Source organism: Streptomyces hesseae, assembly GCF_031845785.1.
Classification (GTDB): domain Bacteria; phylum Actinomycetota; class Actinomycetes; order Streptomycetales; family Streptomycetaceae; genus Streptomyces; species Streptomyces hesseae.
The window spans coordinates 118581-143290 of record NZ_JAVRFI010000008.1 but is presented as its reverse complement, the minus strand read 5'-3'; the positions used below and the strand labels follow the sequence as shown (position 1 = coordinate 143290).

Here is a 24710-nt window from a genome sequence, read left to right as displayed (position 1 = left end):
GAGAAGAAGTCTACAGGGTCTTTGGGGGTGCTCGCTCCCAGCTTTCGCCTCGCCGGGAGCGAGCTGCGTCACTATGCCTGGCTGCGGCTTTACGCCTCGTCGGGCAGGACGTGCTTGGCCGCGATGGCCTTCGCCGTGTCGGAGTCCGGACCGGGCTGGGGGACGAAGATCGCCTCGCGGTAGTAGCGGAGCTCGGCGATCGACTCGCGGATGTCCGAGAGCGCCCTGTGGTTGCCGTTCTTCTTGGGGCTGCTGAAGTAGGCGCGAGGGAACCAGCGGCGGGCCAGCTCCTTCACCGAGGACACATCCACGATCCGGTAGTGGAGGTGGCCTTCGAGCGCGGGCATGTCCCGCAGCAGGAAACCGCGGTCGGTGCCGACCGAGTTTCCGCACAGCGGGGCCTTGCCCGGCTCCGGGACATGCTTGCGGACGTACTCCAGGACCTGCCGTTCGGCGTCCTCGAGGGTGGTCCCGCCGTCCAGCTCCGCGAGCAGCCCGGAGGCCGTGTGCATCTCGCGCACGACCTCGGGCATGGTGGCGAGCGCCTCGGCGGGCGGGCGGACGACGATGTCCACGCCGTCCCCGAGGATGTTCAGCTCAGAGTCGGTGACCAGCGCGGCCACCTCGATGAGCGCGTCGGACGACAGCGAGAGCCCGGTCATCTCGCAGTCGATCCACACCATGCGATCGTTCATACGTCTCACCCTACGGGGCGTTCCCGCTGTCCGGGCAGGCGCGGAGCGTAGAGGTCCGTATCCGGCTTCCCCGGATCCCCCGGCCCCACCCCGTGCCCACCGCCATGTCCTGGCGAGTGAGAGATATGCCCGCTATGTCCACCCGGTGGCGGGGGAGCGCCCAGAGGCGCGCCCGTCATCGCGTGGGCGGGCATCGCCGCACGGCGCATCGCCATCAGCGACGGCTCCCCCGGCCGGGGATCCAGTGGATCCGGCCGGTCGAACCGGTCGCCGCGCTCCGCGCGCTCCGGTCGTTCGCCCCGTTCCACCCGGTCCACCGGCCCGCCCTGCGGCCGGCGTGCCCGGTAGGCGGCCCGATAGGCGGCGGGGGAGGACCCCAGCTGCCGGCGGAAATGGCCCCGCAGGGCCACGGGCGAGCGGAAGCCGCAGCGTCCGGCGACCTCGTCCACGGAGTAGTCCGAGGTCTCCAGGAGCCGCTGGGCCTGGAGCACCCGCTGAGTGATCAGCCACTGAAGCGGGGCGCTCCCGGTGAGCGAGCGGAACCGCCGGTCGAAGGTGCGACGGCTCATATACGCGCGGGCGGCCAGGGTCTCCACGTCGAACTGCTCGTGGAGGTGCTCCAGCGCCCAGGCGACGACCTCGGCCAGCGGGTCGGCGCCGATCTCCTCGGGTAAAGACCTGTCGAGATAGCGCTCCTGCCCGCCGGCGCGGCGGGGCGGTACGACGAGCCGGCGGGCCAGGGCCCCCGCGGCGTCGGCGCCGTGGTCGGTGCGGACGATGTGCAGGCACAGGTCGATGCCTGCCGCGGTGCCCGCGGACGTCAGTACGTCGCCGTCGTCCACGAAGAGCTCCCGCGGGTCCACATGGACCGACGGATAGCGCTTCGCGAGCGTGGGCGCGTACATCCAGTGGGTGGTGGCGGGCCTGCCGTCGAGCAGGCCCGCGGCGGCCAGTACAAAGGCACCGGTGCACAGCCCGACGATGCGGGCGCCCTCCTCATGGGCCCGGCGCAACGCGTCGAGCGCGGCGGCGGGCGGCGGCTGGGTGATCGACCGCCAGGCCGGTACGACGACGGTGCCTGCCCTGGAGAGCGCCTCCAGGCCGTACGGTGCGGTCAATTCCAGGCCGCCGGTCGTTCGCAATGGCACATCTTCGCCCGCGCACACCAGCAATCGGTAGCGGGGGACTCCCGCGTCCTGTCGGTCGATGCCGAACACGGAGAGCGGGATGGAGCTTTCGAAGATGGGGCCGCCGCTGAAAAGCAGTACGGCGACGATCTCCCGGCGGCGGCGTCCGGAGAGCTTGCGCGCGGTCTCCGGTACGGTCGTGGAGTCCTGGCTCATGGCGCTAAGCCCCCCTCGGCGGTCGAGTCCTCTCGGTCCTGCACGTTTCCCCTCGGTCCTGAACGGTTCCCCCGCCGGTCATGGCCAAGATCGAATCTACTGCGTCGCTTGGAGACGCGGTGACCAGTTCACCACCCGCCTCTAAATCGACATGACAACTTGGCGTGAAGCGTTCGATCACGAAGCGTTGCACTTGCAGGCTCCGGTGAAAAGTACGCCTCTCGCCCCTGCCCACACTCCTCAGTCGGCAACCGCCCTCAGCGGTTGTTTCCTTGCTGGTCGACCGGCTGATGAGAGGGGTTCCGGCCGAGGTATGAAGTTCGGACCGAAGTTGGCTGAAAACATATGGGTGCAGGCGTGCGAGGGCGTCAGTCGACGGGGCTACCGGGCCCCTGCCGACGGGCTCCGCGATGGCTTCCGGCGCCCGTCCGGCCGTGCCGGCCCCGGTGTGGAGACGCCTGTTCCGCGGACACCTTTGCGGCGGTGCGCTCGGACTGACGCAGGAGCGCGTGGCAGACGCAGGTGAGTGCCACCAGACCGGCGGCCGTGCCGGCCGCGCCGCCGAAGGACTGACCGCACATCAGCAGGACGACCGGCACCAGGGCACAGCTGAAGGCCGCCCAGCGGACCACGTCGCTCACCGGATCGGGGGACGGCCCCTCGGGCTTCTCCTCGCGGGCGAAATCATGGGTTCCGGGCACGGAAGGGCTCCCTGCTGGCGGCTGATGGCGGTACTAACAACGGCCGGCCGGGGGCGTGGGTCACTGGGGAGTGGGTAGCAGGGGGTGTGAGCCCGGGCCATTGCGCTACGCGCCGCGCTCGTGCATGCTCCGGGGAACCGCCCACGGGCCGCCGGCCCGGCGGGCGGCCTCTGGGCAGGCAACGACTGTCGCCGTACCCTGGGGGGTAAGCACTTGAAAAGATGAATCCCGGACGGATTTGGCCGTCCAAGATCCATCAGCGGGCGCCCCTCGACAACTCCAACCAGTCCACCGCCGATCCCCTCGACCAGAGGCTTCCTTCGCCGAGACACCGATGGCCGGTCACGAATTCTCCGAACCCGCGGACCGCAAGCGGATCGCCGATCAGGCGGCGAATCCCGAAGCGGCGGAAGAAACACGTCATTCCTGCGATCCGGCGTTCCGGCACGGCGTCGTGGTGGGCTTCGACGGTTCCATGTCGAGTGAGCGGGCGCTTGCGTATGCAATCGGTATGGCCCGGCGCTCGGGCTCGGGGCTGATCATCGTCCATGTGGCCAACCGGCTGCCGACGACCGTCTGGGCGGGCTGTGAGCCGCCGGTCTTCGTGGACGTCCCCGACCACCGCACGGAGGTCCTGGGCCTGGAACTGGCCTGCGCCGACCATCTCTCCGAGGTGCCCTGGATCCTGGTGGAGCGCGGCGGGGACATCTGCCACGAACTTGAAGAAGTCGGGCGCGAATACGCCGCCGACGCCATCGTGGTGGGCTCCACCCATGGCCTGGTCGGCCGGATCTTCGGTTCCGTGGCGGGCCGGCTGGCGCGCCGGGCGCAGCGGCCGGTGGTCGTCATCCCGTAAGGGCCGGGCGAAGGCCGCCGGCGGTTTCCCGGGGGCGTCATGAGTTCTCGGCCGTTCCCCCGGTGACGCATGCGGCCGTGCGATGCCGCTGGTGCGAGGGGTGCGACAGGAACTGGCGGAACGTCAACTGCCGTGCGCCGTAGGGGAATGGCCCCGCCGATCCCTTGACTTCCCCCGGAATCTACTCGCGCGTAGGGGTGCCGGGAGCATCCCGGATGGGTACAACTCCGGCAGCACGTCCCCCAGGGCGTGCCGCCGGACGGGAGGTGACGGTTCCCGGGGCCGGTGGCATCACCGCCGGTGTGAGGGCGACGCCGGCGAGATAAGGAGGCGGCCCTCCCCGCGCGCGTGGTGGCACGCGTGGGGAGGGCCGTTCTCTCGTACCTGTCGCGGACAGGTGCGGACAGGTCCGAGAGGGCTTGCGGGGCCCGCGGCCGGTCGGCCGGGCGGGCCCGGGGGCGGACTACTCGACGGTGACGGACTTCGCCAGGTTGCGCGGCTTGTCGATGTCGCGGCCCATGGCCTTCGCCGTGTAGTACGCGAAGAGCTGGAGCGGGATGCCCATGAGGATGGCGTCCAGCTCGTCCTCGTTCTTCGGCACCACGATCGTGTGGTCGGCCTTCTCCTGCTCCTGGTGGGCGACGGCGAGGATGCGGCCGCTGCGGGCCTTGATCTCCTCGAGCGCGGCGCGGTTCTTCTCCAGCAGCTCGTCGTCCGGCACGATCGCGACGGTCGGCATCGCGGGCTCGATCAGGGCCAGCGGGCCGTGCTTCAGCTCGGAGGCCGGGTAGGCCTCGGCGTGGATGTACGAGACCTCCTTGAGCTTCAGCGAGGCCTCACGGGCCACAGGGTAGCCCCGCACACGGCCGATGAACATCATCGACTTGGCCTCGGCGTACTCCTTGGCCAGCTCCTCGATCTGCGCCTCGTTCGCCAGGATCTCCTCGATCTGGCCGGGCAGCTTGCGCAGGCCCTCGATGATCCGCTTGCCGTCGGCGACGGACAGGTCGCGGGTGCGGCCCAGGTGGAGGGCGAGCAGGCCGAAGGAGACCACCATGTTGGTGAAGCACTTGGTGGAGACGACGCAGACCTCGGGGCCGGCGTGGACGTAGATGCCACCGTCGGTCTCGCGGGCGATCGCCGAGCCGACCACGTTCACCAGGCCCAGGACGCGGGCGCCCTTGCGCTTGAGCTCCTGGACGGCGGCGAGCACGTCGTAGGTCTCACCGGACTGGGACACCGCGATGTAGAGGGTGTCGGGGTCGACGACCGGGTTGCGGTAGCGGAACTCGGAGGCCGGCTCGGCGTCCGCGGGGATGCGGGCGAGCTCCTCGATCATCTGGGCGCCGATCTGGCCGGCGTGGTACGAGGTGCCACAGCCGAGGATCTTCACCCGGCGCACGGCGCGGGCGTCACGGGCGTCCAGGTTGAGGCCGCCGAGGTGCACGGTGGAGAAGCGGTCGTCGATGCGGCCGCGCAGCGCGCGGTCCACGGCGTCGGCCTGCTCGTGGATCTCCTTGTGCATGTACGTGTCGTGGCCGCCCATGTCGTAGGACTCGGCCTCCCACTCGACGGTGGTCGGCTGGGCGGAGGTGGAGGAGCCCTCGGTGGTGTACGTGCGGTAGTCGTCGGCGCGCAGGGTGGCCATCTCGCCGTCGTCGAGGGTGACGACCTGGCGGGTGTGGGAGACCAGGGCCGCGACGTCGGAGGAGACGAACATCTCCTTCTCGCCTATGCCCAGGACCACGGGGGAGCCGTTGCGGGCGACGACGATGCGGTCCGGGAAGTCGGCGTGGAGGACGGCGATGCCGTAGGTGCCCTCGATGTGCTTGACGGCCTCGCGGACCTTCTCCTCCAGCGTGCCGGCCTCGGAGCGGGCGATGAGGTGGGCGAGCACCTCGGTGTCGGTGTCGGAGACGAAGACGAAGCCCTCGGCCGTCAGCTTGGCGCGCAGGTCGGAGGCGTTGTCGATGATGCCGTTGTGGACGACGGCCACCTTCTCCTCGGCGTCGAGGTGGGGGTGGGCGTTGACGTCGTTCGGCGCGCCGTGGGTGGCCCAGCGGGTGTGGGCGATGCCGGTGGTGCCGTTGAAGCGCTTGGGCAGCCGGGACTCCAGCTCGCGGACGCGGCCCTTGGCCTTGGCGGACTTCAGGCCGCCGGTCTTGCCGGTCGCGTGCAGGGCGATGCCGGCGGAGTCGTAGCCGCGGTACTCCAGGCGCTGGAGACCCTCCAGCAGCAGCGGTGCGACATCACGCTTGCCGATGTATCCGACGATTCCACACATAGATGACCCTCCCAGGTAAAGCGTTCGTGGTGCCCGGCACTACGGCGGCACTCGGTGGCGGTTGCGAGGACGGAACGGGGCGGCGGTGCGGAGCCGGCCCCGGCCCGTCGACGTCCCGGCGGCTCAGCCGTAGACGATGCGGCGCAGTTGCCGCAGTGAGAGCTCGGGTGGCGCCACCGCGCGGTGCGGCAGCTCCGTCGCGATGCGCTCGAAGATCTCCGCGTTGTTCAGTCCGCCGGACTGAAGCTCGCGGTGGCGGCGGCGCACGAATTCCTCGGCCGTCTCGTCGAAGTACGCCAGCACGTCCAGCACCACCCGGGCGGCCTCGCCGCGCTGTAGCGGCGTGCTGCGCACCAGGTGGTCGACCAGGTCGTCATGGGACATGCGGCGTTCGAGCACCCGTCGATAGTGAGGGGAAGTCGAGCCTTTCGCAAGAATCCTGCCCGATATCGGGCAGGGGCGCGGGGGAATGTGAGGGGGAAAGGGTTAGAAACGGCGCAGGACGGCCTGTTTCGCCGCGGCAAACTCCTCGTCCGTGAGGATCCCGGCGTGACGCAGCTCACCCAGCTCCCGCAGCCGGCGCAGCAGGGTGTCGTGATCGTCGGCGGCGGGGTCGCCCTGCTCCGGGGCGGCGGGCCCGGCCGGGGGCGTGCCCTCCAGGGCCTTCGGGGCGCCGGGGGCCGGGACGCCCGGCGAGGTGACGGCGGACCGCGCGGCTCCGGCGGCGGAGGGGTGCGGCAGCCGGGCGGTCACGGCGGCGGCCACCAGCGCCATCAGCGGGTCCTTCTTGAAGCCGTAGAGCTCGATGGCGTGCGGGTCGTGCTTGGGCGGCGCTTTCGTGGGCGCCTGGGGGACGGTGAAGCGGAGGTAGCCGTTCTCCAGGCCCGCGGAGGGCTGCCACTCCACCGAGGCGATGTCGGAGACGGGCAGGACACGCGTCCCCGCGGACTTCTTCCCCTCGGCGGTGACCCAGTTCCATTCGAGGCGGACGCTCTCGCCGTCGAAGGAGGCGGTGCCGTCGCCCGCGCTCACCGACAGTGGTACGGCCGGGCCCGGCATCAGATAGCGGCCGGTGGGGCCGTCCGGCAGCTGCTCCAGCAGCAGGGCGTGGCGCACCTCGTCCACGAAGTACTCCGCGACGCCCGTACGGTCCTGCTCGACCGCGAGCTGATACGGATCCGCCGCCTCCGGAAGCCGGCCGCGGGCGGCCTGGGTCAGCGGGTCGGACCCGTCGCGCAGCCGCAGCCGGAGCCGTCCGCCCCGGCGGGCCGGCTCGAAGGCGACGCCCGCCACCGCGCTCAGCGGAACGGCGAGCTCACCCAGGGTCTGGCGCAGCGGGTGCACTCCCCGCTCCCGGCCCGGCACGATGCGTATCGTGTCGCCGTCGAAGGTCCATGTCCCGTCCTTCTGGAGGATCTCTGCCATGGGCTGAATTCTCGCAGCAGGGCCGGGGGCGCGGGGCGGGGAGTGGGGGCGTATCGGGGGACGTCAGGCGCCGGGCAGGCCCAGCTCGCGGGCGATCAGCATCCGCTGCACCTCGCTGGTGCCCTCGCCGATCTCCAGGATCTTGGAGTCCCGCCACATCCGGGCCACGGGGTACTCGTTCATAAAGCCGTAGCCGCCGTGGATCTGGGTGGCCTCACGGGCGTTGGTGACGGCGATCTCGGAGGAGTAGAGCTTGGCCAGCGCCGCCTCCTTCTTGAACGGCTCTCCGTGCACCAGCCGGGAGGCGGCGTCGCGCCAGGCGATCCGGGCCGTGTGCGCCCGCATCTCCATGTCGGCGATCTTGAACTGGATGGCCTGGTTGGCGCCGATCGGCCGGCCGAAGGCCTCCCGGGTCCGGGCGTAGACGACGGACTCGTCGACACAGCCCTGGGCGAGCCCGGTGGCCAGCGCGGAGATCGCGATCCGGCCCTCGTCCAGTATCCGCAGGAACTGGGCGTAGCCGCGGCCCTGTTCGCCCAGCAGATTGGCGGCCGGCACCCGGACGTCGGAGAAGGACAGCTCCCGGGTGTCCGAGGCGTTCCAGCCGACCTTGGAGTAGGGGGCGGCGACCGTGAAGCCGGGGGTGCCGGACGGCACGATGATCGAGGAGATCAGCGGCTTGCCGTTCTCGGCGTGGCCGGTGACGGCGGTGACGGTGACCAGGCCGGTGATGTCGGTGCCGGAGTTGGTGATGAAGCACTTGGTGCCGTTGATCACCCATTCGTTCGTCGTCTCGTCGAGGCGGGCCGTGGTGCGGGTGGCCCCGGCGTCGGAACCGCCGTCGGGCTCCGTCAGGCCGAACGCGCCCAGCATCTCGCCGGAGCAGAGCTTCGGCAGCCACTCGCGCTTCTGCTCCTCGGTGCCGAAGCGGAAGATGGGCATCGCGCCCAGCGAGACCCCGGCCTCCAGGGTGATCGCCACGGAGGAGTCCACCCGGGCGAGCTCCTCCAGGACCAGCCCGAGGGCCAGATAGTCCCCGCCCATGCCGCCGTACTCCTCGGGGAACGGCAGCCCGAACAGGCCCATGCGGCCCATCTCCCGCACGATCTCGTACGGGAACTCATGGCGCTCGTAGAAGTCGCCGATCTTCGGGGCGACGACCTCGTGGGCGAACTCCTCCACGGTGCGGCGGAGTTCCTCGTGCTCGGGGGAGAGGCGGTGGTCCAGGGACATGGCTCAGGGCTCCTGGTGGGAGAGGGCACGGACGGTGCGGGACGGGCTGGGTCGGCCCAGGTGGCCGGCCATCCAGACGCTGGTGGCGGTGAGACGGCCGAGATCGACCCCGGTGGCGATGCCGAGGCCGTCGAGCATCCAGACGAGGTCTTCGGTGGCGAGATTGCCGGTGGCGCTCTTGGCGTACGGGCAGCCGCCGAGACCGCCGGCGGAGGCGTCGACCGTGGTCACGCCGTGGCGCAGGGCGGCGAGGGTGTTGGCGAGCGCCTGCCCGTAGGTGTCGTGGAAGTGCACGGCGAGCCGGTCGGTCGGCACCCCCGCCTCGTTGAGCGCGGTGAGCAGCGCCGTGACATGGCCGGGCGTGGCGACGCCGATGGTGTCGCCGAGGCTCAGCTCGTCACAGCCCAGGTCGAGGAGGCGGCGGCTGACCCGGACGGTCCGCTCCAGGGGGACGGCGCCCTCCCAGGGGTCGCCGAAGCACATGGAGAGATAGCCGCGCACCCGCAGCCCCGCCTCCCGGGCCGTCGCCACGACGGGGGCGAACATCTCCAGTGACTCGTCGACGGAGCGGTTGAGATTGGCCCGGGCGAAGGACTCGGTGGCGCTGCCGAAGACGGCGATCTCCCGGGCGCCGAGGGCGAGGGCGCGGTCGAGCCCGCGCCGGTTGGGCACGAGCACGGGGAGCCGGGCGGGGACGCCCTCGAGCAGCGGCAGCAGCTCCTCGGCGTCGGCCAGCTGGGGCACCCACTTGGGGTGGACGAAGCTCGTCGCCTCGACGGTGTCCAGGCCGGCGGCGGCCAGCCGGCGGATGAACTCCGCCTTGACCTCGGTCGGGACGATCGTCTTCTCGTTCTGGAGACCGTCGCGGGGGCCCACCTCGTGGATCCGCACCCGGGTGGGGAGGGCGGGGTCCGGGACGGCCATGGGCAGTCCGCCGATCATGACTCCTCCAGGGGCGCGGCGGGGGTGACGTCGGGTGAGACGACTGGTGTGACGACGGCCAGGACCTGGTCCATCGCCACCGTGCTGCCGGGCGTCACATCGAGCTCGGTGACGGTGCCGGCGTGGGGGGCGGCGATGACGTGCTCCATCTTCATCGCCTCCACGACGAGGAGGCTCTGCCCGGCCTCGACCTCGTCCCCTACGGCGGCCTTGACGACGGTGACCGTGCCGGGCATGGGGGCGGTGAGGGTGCCGGCGTGGGCACCGGCGCCGCCGCCACCGACATCGACGGGGTCGTGCGTCAGCAGATGCCAGGTGTCGCCTTGGCGGGCGAGCCAGATGCCCTGCGGGGTGGTGGTGATGGCGAAGGGGTGGGTGAGGCCGTCGAGCTGGAGGGTGGTTTGCTCCCCGGGCCCCCGGGAGGGCAGCAGCTTCGCGCTGCCGGGGACGGTGGGCGCGGTCTCGTCCGACGGGGCCAGCAGGAACTCCGCCCCGTCGACGTCACCGCGCACGCGGACCGTGACCGGGGCGTGGCCCGGGGCGCGGAAGTGGTGGGCCGTCCAGGCGGCTTCGCCGCCGAGGCGCCAGCCGCTCGGCACCGAGAACGGGTCCACCCACTCGGCCGGGGGCCGGGGGGCCTGCCCCGCGCTCAGCCCCTGCCGGCGCAGCAACCCACCCGCCACGTACACCTCCTCCGGCACCTCCGCCGGAACGAGCGTCGCCGCGTCGCGGTCGACGAGCCCCGTGTCGAGGTCGCCCGAGACGACGGAGGGGTGGGCCAGCAGTCGCCGCAGGAAGCCCACGTTCGTGTCCACGCCCAGGACGACCGTCTCCGCGAGGGCGGCCCGTAGGCGGCGGAGGGCCGTGGCCCGGTCCGGGCCGTGGGCGACGATCTTCGCGAGCATGGGGTCGTACGACGTGCCGACCTCCGCGCCCGCCACGAGCCCGGAGTCCACCCGGATCCCCTCGCCCGCCGGTTCGCGCAGGGCCAGGACCGTGCCCGCCGAGGGCAGGAAGTCGACGCGGTCGCCGCTCACCCGGGCGGTCTCGGCGCAGAGGCGCGCCTCCACCGCGTGGCCCGTGAGCGTCACGTCCTCCTGGGCGAAGCCCAGCCGCTCGCCGGCCGCGACCCGGATCTGCCACTCGACCAGGTCCAGCCCGGTGATCAGCTCCGTGACCGGGTGCTCGACCTGGAGACGGGTGTTCATCTCCATGAAGTAGTACGCGGACGGGTCGCCGCCCGGGACGATGAACTCCACCGTCCCGGCGCCCGTGTAGCCGCAGGAGCGCGCCGCCTGCACGGCGGCCTCGCCCATCGCGGCGCGCGTGGCCTCGTCCAGCAGGACGCTGGGGGCCTCCTCGATGATCTTCTGGTGGCGTCGCTGGAGCGAGCACTCGCGCTCGCCCAGGTGGACGACGCCGCCGTGGCCGTCGGCCAGCACCTGGATCTCGATGTGCCGGGGGCGGTCGATCCAGCGCTCGACGAGCAGGGTGTCATCGCCGAAGGACCCGCGTGCCTCGCGCCGCGCGGCGGCGATCTCCTCGCCGAGCAGCGCCGCGTCGCGCACCAGCCGCATGCCCTTGCCGCCGCCGCCCGCGGAGGGCTTCAGCAGGACCGGCATCCCGATCGCGTGCGCCGCGTCGGCCAGTTCGGCGTCGGTCAGGCCGCTGCCCGACGAGCCCGGCACGACGGGCACGCCCGCCGCCTGGACCGTCTCCTTCGCCCGGATCTTGTCGCCCATCAGCTCGATCGCCCCGGCGGGCGGGCCGATGAAGACGAGCCCCGCGTCCGTACAGGCGCGGGCGAAGGCGGCGTTCTCCGCGAGGAAGCCGTAGCCGGGGTGGACGGCCTGCGCGCCGGTGCGGGCGGCGGCGTCCAGCAGGCGCTCCACGGACAGATAGCTCTCCGTGGCGGCCGCGGGGCCGATGCGTACGGCGGTGTCGGCCTCGCGGACGTGCCGGGCGTCGGCGTCCGCGTCGCTGAACACGGCGACGGACCGGATGCCGAGCGCGCGCAGCGTACGGATGACGCGTACGGCGATCTCGCCCCGGTTGGCGACAAGGACTGTCTCGAACATGCTCCGCCTCACATCCGGAAGACGCCGTAGCCGGGCGCCGCGCCGTCCCTGGCGGGAAGCGGGGCGTTGGCACAGGCGGTCAGGGCCAGGCCCAGCACCTGCCGGGTCTCCAGGGGGTCGATGACTCCGTCGTCCCACAGCCGGGCGGTCGCGTAGTAGGCGTTGCCCTGGGTCTCGTACTGCTCGCGGATCGGCGCCCGGAAGGACTCCTCGTCCTCCGCGCCCCACTCCTCGCCGCGCGCCTCCAGCTGGTCGCGCTTGACGGTGGCGAGGACGGAGGCCGCCTGCTCGCCGCCCATCACCGAGATCTTCGCGTTGGGCCACATCCACAGGAAGCGGGGGGAGTAGGCCCGGCCGCACATGGAGTAGTTGCCCGCGCCGTACGAGCCGCCGATGACGACCGTCAGCTTGGGGACGCGGGTGCAGGCGACGGCCGTGACCATCTTGGCGCCGTGCTTGGCGATGCCGCCCGCCTCGTACTGCCGGCCGACCATGAAGCCGGAGATGTTCTGGAGGAAGAGCAGCGGGATGCCGCGCTGGTCGCACAGCTCGATGAAGTGGGCGCCCTTCTGGGCGGATTCGGAGAAGAGGATGCCGTTGTTGGCGACGATGCCCACCGGGTGGCCGTGGATCCGGGCGAAGCCGGTCACCAGCGTCTGCCCGAACTCCGCCTTGAACTCGGCGAACCGCGAGCCGTCGACGATCCGGGCGATGACCTCGCGCACGTCGTACGGGGTGCGGGAGTCCACCGGGACCGCGCCGTAGAGCCCCGCCGGGTCGGCCTTGGGCTCCTCGGCCGGCTCCACCGACCAAGGCAGCGAGCCGCGCTCGGGGAGGGTGGAGACGATGGTCCGCACGATGCGCAGGGCGTGCTCGTCGTTCTCGGCGAGGTGGTCGGTGACGCCCGAGACCTTCGAGTGGACCTCGCCGCCGCCCAGCTCCTCGGCGGTGACGACCTCGCCCGTCGCGGCCTTCACCAGCGGCGGGCCGCCCAGGAAGATCGTGCCCTGGCCGCGCACGATCACGGCCTCGTCGCTCATCGCCGGGACGTAGGCGCCGCCGGCCGTGCAGGAGCCGAGGACCGCCGCGATCTGCGGGATGCCGGCGCCGGACATCCGGGCCTGGTTGTAGAAGATCCGGCCGAAGTGGTCGCGGTCGGGGAAGACCTCGTCCTGCATGGGCAGGAAGGCGCCGCCGGAGTCGACCAGATACAGGCACGGGAGCCTGTTCTCCAGGGCGATCTCCTGGGCGCGCAGATGCTTCTTGACGGTCATCGGGTAGTACGTGCCGCCCTTGACCGTGGCGTCATTGGCGACGATCACCGTCTCGCGGCCGGAGACCCGGCCGATGCCCGCGATCACGCCCGCGGCCGGGGCGGACCCGCCGTACATCCCCTCGGCGGCCAGCGGGGCGATCTCCAGGAAGGGCGAGCCGGGATCGAGCAGGGCGTCGACGCGATCGCGCGGCAGCAGCTTCCCGCGCGCGGTGTGCCGCGCGCGGGCCTTCTCGCCGCCGCCCAGCCGGGCGGTGGCGAGCCTGCCGCGCAGCTCCGCCGTCAGCTCGCGATGGGCGGCCTCGTTGGCCCGCCAGGCCTCGGACGCCGGATCCGCGGCGCTCCCCAGCACCGGTGCCTGCTGCATGGACTCGAGCTCCCTTGCTCGGTTAATGAGCGTTAACACAGTGCCTTCAGGTTAACGACCACTAACGCCCGCTGTCTACAATTACCTTTGTGGAAGACGCTGTGAGCACCGCCCGAACGGCCCCGGCCGCCCTCTCCCGCCGGGAGCAGATCCTGCGGGAGGCCGCGCGGCTCTTCGCCGAGCGCGGCTTCCACGGCGTGGGCGTGGACGAGATAGGGGCGGCGGTCGGCATCAGCGGCCCCGGGCTCTACCGCCACTTCGCCGGCAAGGACGCGATGCTCGCCGAGCTGCTGGTGGGCATCAGCGGGCGGCTCCTCACGGGCGGCCGGCAGCGCGTCGCCGAGGCGGCGGAGGCGGGCGCGGCCCCGGCCGAGGTGCTGGACTCGCTCATCGACGGGCACATCGACTTCGCCCTGGACGACCGGGCGCTGATCATCCTCCACGACCGGGAGCTCGGCCAGCTCCGCGACAGCGACCGCAAGCTGGTGCGCTCGCTCCAGCGCCAGTACGTGGAGCTGTGGGTCGACGTCGTCCGCAAGCTGTGCCCCGGCACCCTCGAAGTGGAGGTCCGGGCCGCCGTCCACGCCGTCTTCGGTCTGCTGAACTCCACCCCCCACCTCGGCCCCACGGGCGCTCGCCCCGCCCGGACGGCCACGGCCGCGCTGCTGCGCCGCCTGACGCTGGGCGCGCTCGGCTCCCTGGCGGGCTGACGGGCCGGGCCGACGGGACCCGGCGCGGGCCGGCGAGATCACGCCGAACGGATCTGGACAGCCCCGGTGACCGGCGGGTAGCTTCCGCTGAGCAAGCGCTTATACAGCAGCGCTGATGCAGCGAGCGCCGACGCGAGCGAGCGCTGACACAGCCGAGCGGGGAGGCCGCTGTGCGACGCACTGTCTTCACCGAGGACCACGAGGCTTTCCGGCGGACGATCCGCGACGTCATCGCCGCCGAGGTGGTGCCGTACTTCGACGAGTGGCGCGCGGCGGGGGCCGTTCCCCGTGAGTTCTACAAGAGGCTCGGCGAGCTCGGCGTCTTCGGCATCGAGGTCCCCGAGGAGTACGGCGGCGCGGGACAGCGCTCGTTCAAGTTCCAGGCCGTCGTCACCGAGGAGTGCGCGCGTGCGGGCGTCGGCTTCGGCGCCGCCGGCGCGCACACCGCCCTCTGCCTCCCCTACCTCCTCGAATACGGCACCGAGGAGCAGAAGCGCCGCTGGCTGCCCGGCTTCGTCTCCGGCGAGCTGATGACCGCCATCGCCATGACCGAGCCCGGCACCGGCTCCGACCTGGCCGGTATGCGGACCACCGCCCGGCTCTCCGAGGACGGCACCCACTACGTCCTCAACGGCGCGAAGACCTTCATCACCGGCGGCGTTCAGGCCGACCGGGTGCTCGTCTGCGCCCGTACCGCCCCCGCCACCGCCGAGGACCGGCGCGGCGGCATCTCCATCCTCGTCGTGGACACCTCCTCGGAGGGCTACGCGGTCGGCCGCACGCTGGAGAAGCTCGGCCTGAAGGCCTCCGACACCGCCGAACTCTCCTTCACCGACGTCAAGGTGCCGGTTACGGACCTGCTCGGCGAGGAGGGGAAGGCCTTCGGCTATCTCACCCACAACCTCCCGCAGGAGCGGCTCGGCATCGCCGTCGGCGCGTACGCCCAGGCGGCCGCCGCCGTCGGGTTCGCCACGGAGTACGTCCGCGACCGCACGGTCTTCGGGCGGTCGGTGGCCTCGTTCCAGAACACCAAGTTCGTCCTGGCCGACTGCCGTTCCGAGGTGGACGCGATGCAGGCGGTCGTCGACCGTGCCCTGGAGGCGCACGACGCGGGCGAGCTCACCGCCGCCGACGCCGCCTCCGCCAAGCTCTTCACCACCGAGCGGGCGGCCGTCGTCGTCGACAAGTGCCTCCAGCTCCACGGCGGTTACGGCTACATGATGGAGTACCCCATCGCCCGCCTCTACGCGGACACCCGCGTCACCCGCATCTACGGCGGCACGAGCGAGGTCATGCGCTCGATCATCGCCAAGTCGATGGGCCTGTAGGGCCCGCCGCGACGGCAGGACACTTTCCTTAAGGACCACCGGCACCATGAACGAACCCCTCACCTCCGAACCGCCCACCCCCGAACCCCCCACTCCCCTCGACGAACTCCTCGGCCTGCTCGACCTGGAGCGGATCGAGGAGGACATCTTCCGCGGCACCACCTCACAGCCCGTCCTCGTGCCGCGCGTCTTCGGCGGCCAGGTCGCCGCCCAGGCACTGGTCGCCGCGGGGCGCACGGTCCCGGCCGACCGGCACGCGCACTCCCTGCACTCCTACTTCCTGCGCCCCGGCGATCCGGCGGTGCCCATCGTCTACACCGTCGACCGCATCCGCGACGGCTACTCCTTCACCACCCGCCGCGTCGTCGCCGTCCAGCACGGGCAGCCGATCTTCCACCTCTCCGCGTCCTTCCAGACGTACGAGGAGGGGCTGGAGCACCAGGAGCCGATGCCTCCGGCGCCGGACCCCTCGGCCCTGCCCACGGCCGCCGAGATGCTGTCGCGGTACGCCCCTCACCTGGGCGGCCAGGACGTCGTCGAGCGCATCCTGGAGGCGCGCGGCGCGGTCGACCTGCGCTACGCGGAGGAGCCGACGTTCGCCCGCGTGGGCGAGCCGCGCGAACCCAAGTCGCAGGTTTGGTTCCGGACGAACGGCAAACTGGCGGACGACCCGCTGCTGCACATCTGCCTGGCCACATACGTCTCCGACATGACGCTCCTGGACTCCGTGCTGCTCGCCCACGGGCGCGGCGGCTGGGCCGTCGGGGACGTCGTCGGCGCGAGCCTGGACCACGCCATGTGGTTCCACCGCCCCTTCCGCGCCGACGAATGGCTGCTCTACGACCAGGAGAGCCCCACCTCCCAGAGCGGCCGGGGCCTGGCGAGAGGACGGATCTTCACCCAGGACGGGCGGCTGGCGGTGTCGGTGATCCAGGAGGGGCTGATTCGCGTTCCTCGCGCCAGGAGGGGCTGATCCGGGTACCCCGGAGATGACCCGCCCTTTACCCTCATGAGGCTGATCGAAGGCGATCCACCGGGAGGGGACCCCATGCCGCGCACGAACACGCCCGTACCCAATGTCGTACGGGCACTCCTGATGGCCGTAGGCGTCACCGTCATCGGCCTCGGCGTGGCCTGGGTGTTCGTCTGGCACAGCCGCATCGTCGACTTCGAAGGCTCGTACCGGTGGGCGGCGGTGCTCGCCATGCGGGCCGGTGAAGCCGCCGCGCTCTACGGCGGCTCCTGGCTGGTCGTCCGCGGCTGGAACGGCGGGCCCCGGGCCCGGGCCTAGCCCGCCAGCCCCGCCGTCGCCAGCAGATACGCCGTCATCGGCTCGTAGAAGCGCGGGTCGGCGACGTGGTCGTCCAGCGGCACCGCCACCTGGAGCGTGCCCTCCGCCTCGGCGAGGAAGAGCGCCGGGTCGTTGCAGTCCGCGAAGCCCACGGCGTCGATCCCCTGCTGAGCCGCGCAGCCCGCCCAGCCGTGGTCGGCGACGACCAGGTCGGGCAGCGGGCGGCCCGCCTGCCGCAGCCCGTCGAGGATCGCGGCCATGGGCGCGGGGGAGTGGGTGTGCCAGAGCGTCGCCCCGCGTTCGAAGACGGCCACGTCGGCGACCTGGTACACCGAGCCCTCGTCGGCGCGCAGCCCGCTGGGGATGGCGACGATCTCGCCGCCCGCCGCCCGCAGCGCGGCCGCCGTCGCGCGGTGCACGTCCAGCAGTCCGCCCGGGTGCCCGGTGGCGAACAGCACCCGCTGCCGGCCCTCCGCCGCCTTCCGCAGGAACGCGGCCATCCGCTCCAGCGCGGCCACGGTCAGCCGGGGGTCGATCGTGTCCTGGCCCATCCGGTGCTCGAGGTCGTCGTTGACGCCGCAGCGCTCCGCCATGACCGCCAGCACGTCCTGCTCGTCCGTCCAGCGGTCGCCGAACTCCAGCCCGAACCAGTAGTGCCGGTCGCCCTGGGCGAGCTTGCGGTAGTGATCGAGGTTGTTCTCGCGGGGGGTGGCGACATTCCCCGCGATACGCGTACGGACGAGGTGATCGATCAGTTCGGCGGGGCTGGGTGGTATCGGCATGGGCTCATTCTCCCCCGGGAAGCGCGATGGACGCCGTGTCCATATGGAGAGGCCGGACCTTCAGTTCCGTACATGTGCGGAATCCGCCTCCCTGCCTACCCTCGGGTACGTCCAGACCGTCCGCTCCGACGTTGACGCGACCGTGACCCGTCGGCGCTCCGTCCGTGATCCGAGAGGCCCCCAGCATGAGCACCCCCGCCCCCCGTGAGCCGCGCGGACCCGTCGATTCCTCCCGCATCCCGCGTTACGCCGGTCCCGCCACCTTCGCCCGGCTGCCCCGCCTGGACGAGGTCGGCACCGCCGACGTCGCCGTCGTCGGCGTGCCCTTCGACACCGGCGTCTCCTACCGTCCGGGCGCCCGCTTCGGCGGCAACGCCATCCGCGAGGCCTCGCGCCTGCTGCGCCCGTACAACCCGGCCCAGGACGCCTCGCCCTTCGCCCTCGCGCAGGTCGCGGACGCCGGTGACATCGCCGCGAACCCGTTCAACATCGACGAGGCCGTCGAGACCATCGAGGCCGCGGCCGACGACCTCCTGGGCACCGGCGCCCGCATGATGACCCTCGGCGGCGACCACACCATCGCGCTGCCGCTGCTGCGCTCGGTGGCCAAGAAGCACGGCCCCGTCGCCCTGCTGCACTTCGACGCCCACCTGGACACCTGGGACACCTACTTCGGCGCCGAGTACACCCACGGCACGCCGTTCCGCCGGGCCGTCGAGGAGGGCATCCTCGACACCTCCGCGCTCTCCCACGTCGGCACGCGCGGCCCGCTGTACGGCAAGAAGGACCTCACCGACGACGAGAAGATGGGCTTCGGCATCGTCACCTCGGCGGACGTCATGCGCCGCGGCGTCGACGAGATCGCCGACCAGCTGCGCCAGCGCGTCGGCGACCGCCCGCTGTACATCTCCATCGACATCGACGTCCTGGACCCGGCCCACGCGCCCGGCACCGGCACGCCGGAGGCGGGCGGCCTGACCTCCCGCGAGCTGCTGGAGATCATCCGCGGGCTGTCCTCCTGCAACCTGGTCTCCGCCGACCTGGTGGAGGTCGCCCCGGCGTACGACCACGCCGAGATCACCTCGGTCGCGGCGTCGCACGCGGCGTACGAGCTGACGACGATCATGTCGCGGCAGATCGCCGCCTCCCGCGGCTGATCCGCTCCGTCCTCGAACGCCGGGCGGGCCGACTGTGTCGGCCCGCCCGGCGTTCGAGCGTAAAGACCGCGTAAGTCCCGGCCACGGCCGCGACAAAGGCGCGTAAGGGCGCGGCCACGGTGCGTACCCGGACGGTTGGGTGAAGTGATCGTTCACCTCCCCCGAAACCGTCGAAGGCCGCCCCCAGATGCTGTACCGCGCCCCCGGACGAGCCACCCACCACCGCCACCGCCGCGTCGGCGGCGGTCTCGTCGACCCCAAGCAGCTCGTCGCCAGTCTCCCGGACGCCGTCCGCAAGCTGCACCCCCGGGTGATGGTCCGGCACCCCGTGCTGTTCGTCGTCGAGGTCGGCTCCGTCCTCACCACGCTCTCCGCCGTCCTCGACCCGTCCGTCTTCACCTGGCTGATCAGCGTCTGGCTCTGGCTCACCGTCGTCTTCGCCAATCTCGCCGAGGCCGTCGCCGAGGGCCGGGGCAAGGCCCAGGCCGAGTCGCTGCGGCGCACCCGGGGCACCACCGTGGCCCGGCGGCTGCGCACCTGGCGGGTGAGCATGGACCGCCGCGACTGGGAGGAAGAGCGGGTCCCGGCCGCGGAACTGCGGCCCTACGACTTCGTGGTCGTCGAGGCCGGCGAGCTCGTGCCCGGCGACGGCGAGGTCGTCGACGGCGTCGCGGCCGTGGACGAATCGGCGATCACCGGCGAGTCCGCGCCGGTGATCCGCGCGGCCGGCGGCGACCGGGCCGGTGTCACCGGCGGCACCACGGTGCTCTCCGACCGGATCGTCGTACGGATCACCTCCCGCGCCGGCAACACCTTCCTCGACCGCATGATCGCCCTGGTCGAGGGCACCAGCCGGCAGAAGACCCCCAACGAGCTGGCGCTCAACATCCTGCTCGCCTCGCTCACCGTGATCTTCATCCTGGCGGTGGTGTCGCTCCAGCCCATGGCGAGCTGGTCGGGCGCCCCGCAGAGCATCACCGTGCTCGTCGCCCTGCTGGTCACCCTGATCCCCACGACCATCGGCGCGCTGCTCTCCGCCATCGGCATCGCCGGCATGGACCGGCTCGTCCAGCGCAACGTCATCGCGCTGTCGGGCCGCGCCGTCGAGGCGGCGGGCGACGTCAGCACCCTGCTGCTGGACAAGACCGGCACCATCACCCACGGCAACCGGCAGGCCGCCGCCTTCATCCCCGTCAAGGGCGTCACGCACGAGCTCGTCGCCGACGCCGCCCAGCTCTCCTCGCTCGCCGACGAGACCCCCGAGGGCCGCTCCATCGTCGAGCTCGCCAAGCAGTACGGGATCCAGCACCACAGCGGCGACTTCGCCCACGGCCGGTTCGTGCCCTTCTCCGCGCAGACGCGGATGAGCGGGGTGGACTTCTCCTTCGAGGAGGACTTCTGCCGCATCCGCAAGGGCGCCGGGAGCGCGGTCACCGAGTGGGTCGCCCGGCGCGGCGGACAGGTGCCCGAGGAGGCCCACTGGATCGCCGACCACATCGCGGCGGAAGGCGGCACCCCGCTGCTGGTCGCGGTCGAGGACCCGGACGGCATCCGGGTCCTGGGCGCCGTTCATTTGAAGGACGTCGTCAAACCCGGAATCGCCCAGAGATTCGCCGAACTCCGCGCCATGGGCATCAAGACCGTCATGGTCACCGGCGACAACCCGCGCACCGCCAAGGCCATCGCCGCCGAGGCCGGCGTCGACGACTTCATCGCCGAGGCCACCCCCGAGGACAAGCTCGCCCGCATCCGGGCCGAGCAGGCGGGCGGCAGCCTCGTCGCCATGACCGGCGACGGCACCAACGACGCCCCCGCCCTCGCCCAGGCCGACGTCGGCGTGGCCATGAACAGCGGCACCTCCGCCGCCAAGGAGGCCGGGAACATGGTCGACCTGGACTCCAACCCCACCAAGCTCATCGAGATCGTCGAGGTGGGCAAACAGCTGCTGATCACCCGAGGGGCGCTCACCACCTTCTCCATCTGCAACGACGTCGCCAAGTACTTCGCGATCGTCCCCGCCATGTTCGGCGGCGTGGCCGGCTACGAGGGCCTGGAGAAGCTCAACGTCATGGGCCTCCACAGCCCGACCTCCGCCATCGCCTCCGCGATCGTCTTCAACGCGCTCGTGATCATCGCCCTCATCCCGCTCGCCCTGCGCGGCGTGCGCTACGCCCCCTCGTCCGCCCACGCGCTCCTCCGCCGCAACCTCGGCGTCTACGGCCTGGGCGGGCTGATCGCCCCGTTCCTCGGCATCAAGCTCATCGATCTGCTGCTCCAGTTCGTCCCCGGCATGTGACGGGCATACGCCGTACCCGGGTGAGGAGCGCGCGCCACAGGACGCCGCGCGCCCCCTCCGGGCGCCCGAAAACATGCCCGTTTCATTGCAGCGGGATGAAATCCGCAGCCCAGAGCGTTGGGGGCTTCCGTCAGAACAGGGAGCGGGAGACAGCGGAGGTCTCGGGTGGCCGCGACGGAATCGACCGGGCAGGGCTGGGCCAGGCGGCTCGCAGGGTACTGCTGGCGCTACCGCGATGCGGTGCTGCTGGCGCTCGGCTCCTCCCTCGCCGGGATGGCCGTCATGGCGCTCGTCCCCCTCATACCCAAGCTCATCATCGACGACGTCATAGGCAGCCACCAGCGCCCCCTCACCCCCTGGGCGATCCTTCTGATCGTCGCGGCGCTGGTGGTCTACGGCCTCACCTACGTCCGCCGCTACTACGGCGGCCGGCTCGCCCTCGACGTCCAGCACGACCTGCGGACCGAGATGCACGCGGCCATCGCCCGCCTCGACGGCAAGCGGCAGGACGAGCTCTCCACCGGCCAGGTCGTCGGCCGGGCCACCAGCGACCTCCAGCTCGTGCAGAGCCTGCTGTTCATGCTGCCGATGATGATCGGCAACATCCTCCTCTTCGTCATCTCGCTCGCCGTGATGGTCGCCCTCTCCCCGCTGCTCACCGTCGTCGCGCTCGCCGTGGCACCCGCCCTCTGGTTCCTCGCCCAGCGCAGCCGCGTCAAGGTCTTCCCCGCCACCTGGTACGCCCAGGGCCAGGCCGCCGCCGTCGCGGGTGTCGTGGACGGCGCCGTCACGGGCGTACGCGTCGTCAAGGGCTTCGGCCAGGAGGCCCAGGAGGCCGGCAAGCTCCGCGAGGCCGGCCACCGGCTCTTCGCCGGGCGGATGCGCGCCGTCCGGCTGAACTCCCGCTACTCCCCGGCCCTCCAGGCCGTGCCCGCCCTGGGCCAGGTCGCCATGCTCGCCCTGGGCGGCTGGATGGCCACCCGCGGCCAGGTCACCCTCGGCACCTTCGTCGCCTTCTCCACCTACCTCGCCCAGCTCGTCGGCCCCGTACGGATGCTCACCATGGTCCTCACGGTCGGCCAGCAGGCCCGCGCCGGCGTGGAGCGCGTCCTGGAGCTCATCGACACCGAGCCGGCGGTCCGGGAGCGCCCGGACGCGCGCGAACTGCCCGCGGACGCCCCCGCCACCGTCGAGTTCGACGACGTCACCTTCGGCTACGACCCCCGCCGCCCGGTCCTCGACGGCGTCTCCCTGCGCATCGAGCCCGGCGAGACCGTCGCCGTCGTCGGCGCCTCCGGCAGCGGCAAGTCCACCCTCGCGCTGCTCCTGCCGCGCTTCTACGACGTCACCGGCGGCGCGGTACGCGTCGGCGGGCAGGACGTCCGCGAGCTGACGCTGCCCTCGCTGCGCGCCGCCATCGGGCTCGTACCGGAGGACAGCTTCCTGTTCTCCGACAGCATCCGCGACAACATCGCCTACGGCGTCCCCGACGCCACGGACGAGCAGATCCGGGCCGCCGCCCGGGCCGCCCAGGCCGACGGCTTCATCTCCGCGCTGCCCGACGGATACGCCACCACGGTCGGCGAGCAGGGCCTCACCCTCTCCGGCGGCCAGCGCCAGCGCGTCGCGCTCGCCCGGGCCATCCTCACCGACCCCCGGCTGCTGCTCCTCGACGACGCGACCTCGGCCGTCGACGCCCGGGTGGAGCACGAGATCCACGAGGCGCTGCGCGGGGTCATGGCGGGCCGTACGACCCTGCTGATCGCCCACCGCGCCTCGACCCTGGCCCTGGCCGACCGTATCGCCGTCCTGGACGGCGGACGCCTCGTCGACGTGGGCACGGCGGAGGAGCTGGAGGCGCGCTGCGCGCGCTACCGCGAGCTGCTGACGGACCCCGACGAGCTGGCGGGCGTCCCGCAGGACCCGGCAGGCGCCGTTTTCGGTGGCGAGGCGCTCGCCACCGGGCTCGCCGAGCCCGTCGCCCCGCTCGGCACGGACGCCGAGGCGGAGCGTCGTCCCGTCGACGGCGTCACCCCGCACCTGTGGGTCCGCAAGAACACCGACGACCCCGCGCGGGAGCACGGCGCGCTCGCCGGGACGACCGCGACGCCGGAGCTGCTCGCCAAGGTGGCCGCGCTGCCCCCGGCCGACGACACCCCGGACGTCGACGAGGAGCGCGCCGCCCGGGCCGAGGAGTCGTACGGGCTGCGGAAGCTGCTGAGCGGCTTCGGGGCGCCGCTGGCGGTGAGCCTGCTGCTGGTGGCCGTCGACGCGCTCGCGGGCCTGCTGCTGCCCGTGCTGATCCGGCACGGCATCGACCAGGGCGTCCAGCGCCTGGCGCTCGGCGCCGTCTGGGCGGCCTCGGGGATCGCGCTGCTCGTCGTCCTCGGGCAGTGGGCGGCACAGGTCGGCGAGACCCGGCTGACGGGGCGCACCGGTGAGCGCGTCCTCTACGCCCTGCGCGTGAAGATCTTCGCCCAGCTCCAGCGGCTCGGCCTCGACTACTACGAGCGCGAGCTCACCGGCAAGATCATGACGCGGATGACGACGGACATCGACGCCCTGTCGTCGTTCCTCCAGACCGGTCTGGTCACCGCCGTCGTCTCCGTCCTCACCTTCTTCGGCATCCTCGTCGCGCTCGTCGTCATCGACGTCCAGCTGGCCCTGGTCGTCTTCGCCACGCTGCCGCCGCTGGTCCTCGGCACGGTCTTCTTCCGCCGGCAGAGCGTCAAGGCGTACGAGCTGGCCCGTGAGCGCGTCGGCGCCGTCAACGCCGACCTCCAGGAGGGCGTCGCCGGACTGCGCGTCGTGCAGGCGTTCCGCCGTGAGGAGTCCGGCGCCCGCCGGTTCGCCGCCCGCAGCGCCGAGTACCGGCAGGCGCGGGTGCGCGGCCAGTGGCTGATATCGGTGTACTTCCCGTTCGTCCAGTTGCTGTCGTCCGTCGCGGCGGCCGCCGTGCTGATCGTGGGCGCGGGCCGGGTGGGCGACGGGACGCTGACGACGGGCGCCCTGGTGGCGTACCTGCTCTACATCGACCTGTTCTTCGCGCCCGTCCAGCAGCTCTCCCAGGTCTTCGACGGCTACCAGCAGGCGACGGTGTCCCTGGGCCGGGTGCAGGGGCTGCTGCGCGAGCCGACGACGACGCCGGTGGCCGAGCGGCCGCGCGAGGTGCGTGAGCTCAAGGGCCAGGTCGTCTTCGACAATGTCGGCTTCCGGTACGGGGGCGAGAAGGACGAGGCGCTGGCCGGGATACGGCTGACCATCCCCGCCGGGCAGACGGTGGCCTTCGTGGGCGAGACGGGCGCGGGCAAGTCCACGCTCGTGAAGCTGGTCGCGCGGTTCTACGACCCGGTCTCCGGCGCCGTCCTCGTCGACGGCCACGACCTGCGCGAGCTGGACCCGGTCTCCTACCGGCACCGCCTGGGCGTCGTCCCCCAGGAGTCGTACCTCTTCCCGGGCACCGTGCGCGACGCGATCGCCTACGGGCGGCCGGAGGCGAGCGACGCCGAGGTCGAGGCGGCCGCGCGGGCGGTCGGAGCGCACGAGATGATCGCCACGCTGACCGACGGCTACCTCCACGAGGTCGCCGAGCGCGGCCGCAATCTCTCCGCCGGACAGCGGCAGTTGATCGCGCTGGCCCGCGCCGAGCTGGTGGACCCGGACGTCCTGCTGCTGGACGAGGCCACCGCCGCCCTGGACCTGGCCACCGAGGCGCTGGTCAACCGGGCCACGGAGCGGCTGGCCGGGCGCCGTACGACGCTGGTGGTGGCGCACCGCCTGACGACCGCCGCGCGCGCGGACCGTGTGGTGGTCCTGGACCGCGGCCGGGTCGTCGAGGACGGCACCCACGCCCAACTGCTGGCGCTGGACGGACGGTACGCGGAGTTGTGGCGGACGTTCACGGGCGAGGCCGTCGCGGCCTGATGTACCGCCCGGCGCGGGAGGGGAG

Annotated in this window: 19 protein-coding genes; 8 read left to right on the top strand and 11 right to left on the bottom strand. The window is 72.1% G+C overall.

The window, feature by feature from the left end; all coding sequences use genetic code 11:
• Positions 1-89: 89 nt before the first annotated feature.
• From orn to RM609_RS15225, 3 genes are all read right to left on the bottom strand, one after another.
• Positions 90-695, bottom strand: a complete 606-nt coding sequence (orn, locus tag RM609_RS15235) for an oligoribonuclease (protein ID WP_311611249.1) — start codon at positions 693-695, stop codon at positions 90-92.
• A 5-nt stretch (positions 696-700) separates the two neighbouring features.
• The gene (locus tag RM609_RS15230) at positions 701-2038 is read right to left on the bottom strand and encodes a helix-turn-helix domain-containing protein (RefSeq protein ID WP_311611247.1); all 1338 of its coding nucleotides are present in this window, start codon (positions 2036-2038) and stop codon (positions 701-703) included.
• A gap of 368 nt (positions 2039-2406) precedes the next feature.
• Positions 2407-2739 carry a hypothetical protein gene (locus RM609_RS15225; RefSeq protein WP_311611246.1) on the bottom strand — a complete coding sequence of 111 codons (333 nt, stop codon included), beginning with the start codon at positions 2737-2739 and terminating at the stop codon, positions 2407-2409.
• Positions 2740-3073: 334 nt separating this feature from the next.
• Between RM609_RS15225 and RM609_RS15220 the strand changes: the two genes are divergently transcribed.
• Positions 3074-3595 carry a universal stress protein gene (locus RM609_RS15220; protein ID WP_126918008.1) on the top strand — a complete coding sequence of 174 codons (522 nt, stop codon included), beginning with the start codon at positions 3074-3076 and terminating at the stop codon, positions 3593-3595.
• Between the two features lie 463 nt (positions 3596-4058).
• Here RM609_RS15220 and glmS read toward each other — a convergent pair whose 3' ends face one another.
• The 7 genes from glmS to RM609_RS15185 all read right to left on the bottom strand — a co-directional run bounded on the left by glmS (position 4059) and on the right by RM609_RS15185 (position 13197).
• Positions 4059-5879: a glutamine--fructose-6-phosphate transaminase (isomerizing) gene (gene glmS / locus RM609_RS15215; protein WP_311611244.1), complete on the bottom strand. Its 1821-nt coding sequence runs from the start codon at positions 5877-5879 to the stop codon at positions 4059-4061.
• Between the two features lie 123 nt (positions 5880-6002).
• The gene (locus RM609_RS15210) at positions 6003-6278 is read right to left on the bottom strand and encodes a hypothetical protein (protein WP_311611242.1); all 276 of its coding nucleotides are present in this window, start codon (positions 6276-6278) and stop codon (positions 6003-6005) included.
• 87 nt (positions 6279-6365) lie between these two features.
• On the bottom strand, positions 6366-7304 hold the full coding sequence (locus RM609_RS15205; protein WP_311611241.1) for a DUF4429 domain-containing protein: 939 nt from the start codon (positions 7302-7304) through the stop codon (positions 6366-6368).
• Between the two features lie 63 nt (positions 7305-7367).
• Positions 7368-8531: an acyl-CoA dehydrogenase family protein gene (locus tag RM609_RS15200; RefSeq protein WP_311611443.1), complete on the bottom strand. Its 1164-nt coding sequence runs from the start codon at positions 8529-8531 to the stop codon at positions 7368-7370.
• Between the two features lie 9 nt (positions 8532-8540).
• Positions 8541-9479 (bottom strand): hydroxymethylglutaryl-CoA lyase, encoded by a 939-nt coding sequence (locus tag RM609_RS15195; protein WP_311611240.1) that lies wholly within the window; start codon positions 9477-9479, stop codon positions 8541-8543.
• Positions 9476-11557 (bottom strand): acetyl/propionyl/methylcrotonyl-CoA carboxylase subunit alpha, encoded by a 2082-nt coding sequence (locus tag RM609_RS15190; protein ID WP_311611239.1) that lies wholly within the window; start codon positions 11555-11557, stop codon positions 9476-9478. Before RM609_RS15190 ends, RM609_RS15195 begins: the two co-directional genes overlap by 4 nt.
• 8 nt (positions 11558-11565) lie before the next feature.
• Complete coding sequence (locus RM609_RS15185; protein WP_311611237.1) at positions 11566-13197, bottom strand: carboxyl transferase domain-containing protein; 1632 nt, start codon at positions 13195-13197, stop codon at positions 11566-11568.
• Positions 13198-13298: 101 nt separating this feature from the next.
• Between RM609_RS15185 and RM609_RS15180 the strand changes: the two genes are divergently transcribed.
• From RM609_RS15180 to RM609_RS15165, 4 genes are all read left to right on the top strand, one after another.
• The gene (locus tag RM609_RS15180; protein ID WP_311611236.1) at positions 13299-13907 is read left to right on the top strand and encodes an SACE_7040 family transcriptional regulator; all 609 of its coding nucleotides are present in this window, start codon (positions 13299-13301) and stop codon (positions 13905-13907) included.
• A gap of 170 nt (positions 13908-14077) precedes the next feature.
• Complete coding sequence (locus tag RM609_RS15175; RefSeq protein WP_311611235.1) at positions 14078-15235, top strand: acyl-CoA dehydrogenase family protein; 1158 nt, start codon at positions 14078-14080, stop codon at positions 15233-15235.
• Positions 15236-15281: 46 nt separating this feature from the next.
• On the top strand, positions 15282-16208 hold the full coding sequence (tesB, locus tag RM609_RS15170) for an acyl-CoA thioesterase II (protein WP_311611234.1): 927 nt from the start codon (positions 15282-15284) through the stop codon (positions 16206-16208).
• A 75-nt stretch (positions 16209-16283) separates the two neighbouring features.
• Positions 16284-16526, top strand: coding sequence for a hypothetical protein (locus RM609_RS15165; RefSeq protein WP_311611233.1), 243 nt, complete (start codon positions 16284-16286; stop codon positions 16524-16526).
• On the opposite strand, the gene RM609_RS15160 is transcribed toward RM609_RS15165, so the two are convergent.
• Positions 16523-17308 carry a phosphatase gene (locus tag RM609_RS15160; protein WP_311611232.1) on the bottom strand — a complete coding sequence of 262 codons (786 nt, stop codon included), beginning with the start codon at positions 17306-17308 and terminating at the stop codon, positions 16523-16525. The genes RM609_RS15165 and RM609_RS15160 overlap by 4 nt on opposite strands.
• Positions 17309-17493: 185 nt before the next feature.
• Between RM609_RS15160 and speB the strand changes: the two genes are divergently transcribed.
• The 3 genes from speB (at position 17494) to RM609_RS15145 (ending at position 24685) form a co-directional block, all read left to right on the top strand.
• Complete coding sequence (speB, locus tag RM609_RS15155; protein ID WP_311611231.1) at positions 17494-18465, top strand: agmatinase; 972 nt, start codon at positions 17494-17496, stop codon at positions 18463-18465.
• Between the two features lie 187 nt (positions 18466-18652).
• Positions 18653-20761, top strand: coding sequence for a potassium-transporting ATPase subunit KdpB (gene kdpB / locus RM609_RS15150; RefSeq protein WP_311611229.1), 2109 nt, complete (start codon positions 18653-18655; stop codon positions 20759-20761).
• A 165-nt stretch (positions 20762-20926) separates the two neighbouring features.
• A complete protein-coding gene (locus tag RM609_RS15145; RefSeq protein ID WP_311611228.1) occupies positions 20927-24685 on the top strand; it encodes an ABC transporter ATP-binding protein in 3759 nt (1252 codons plus the stop codon).
• The last annotated feature ends 25 nt before the right edge of the window (positions 24686-24710 follow it).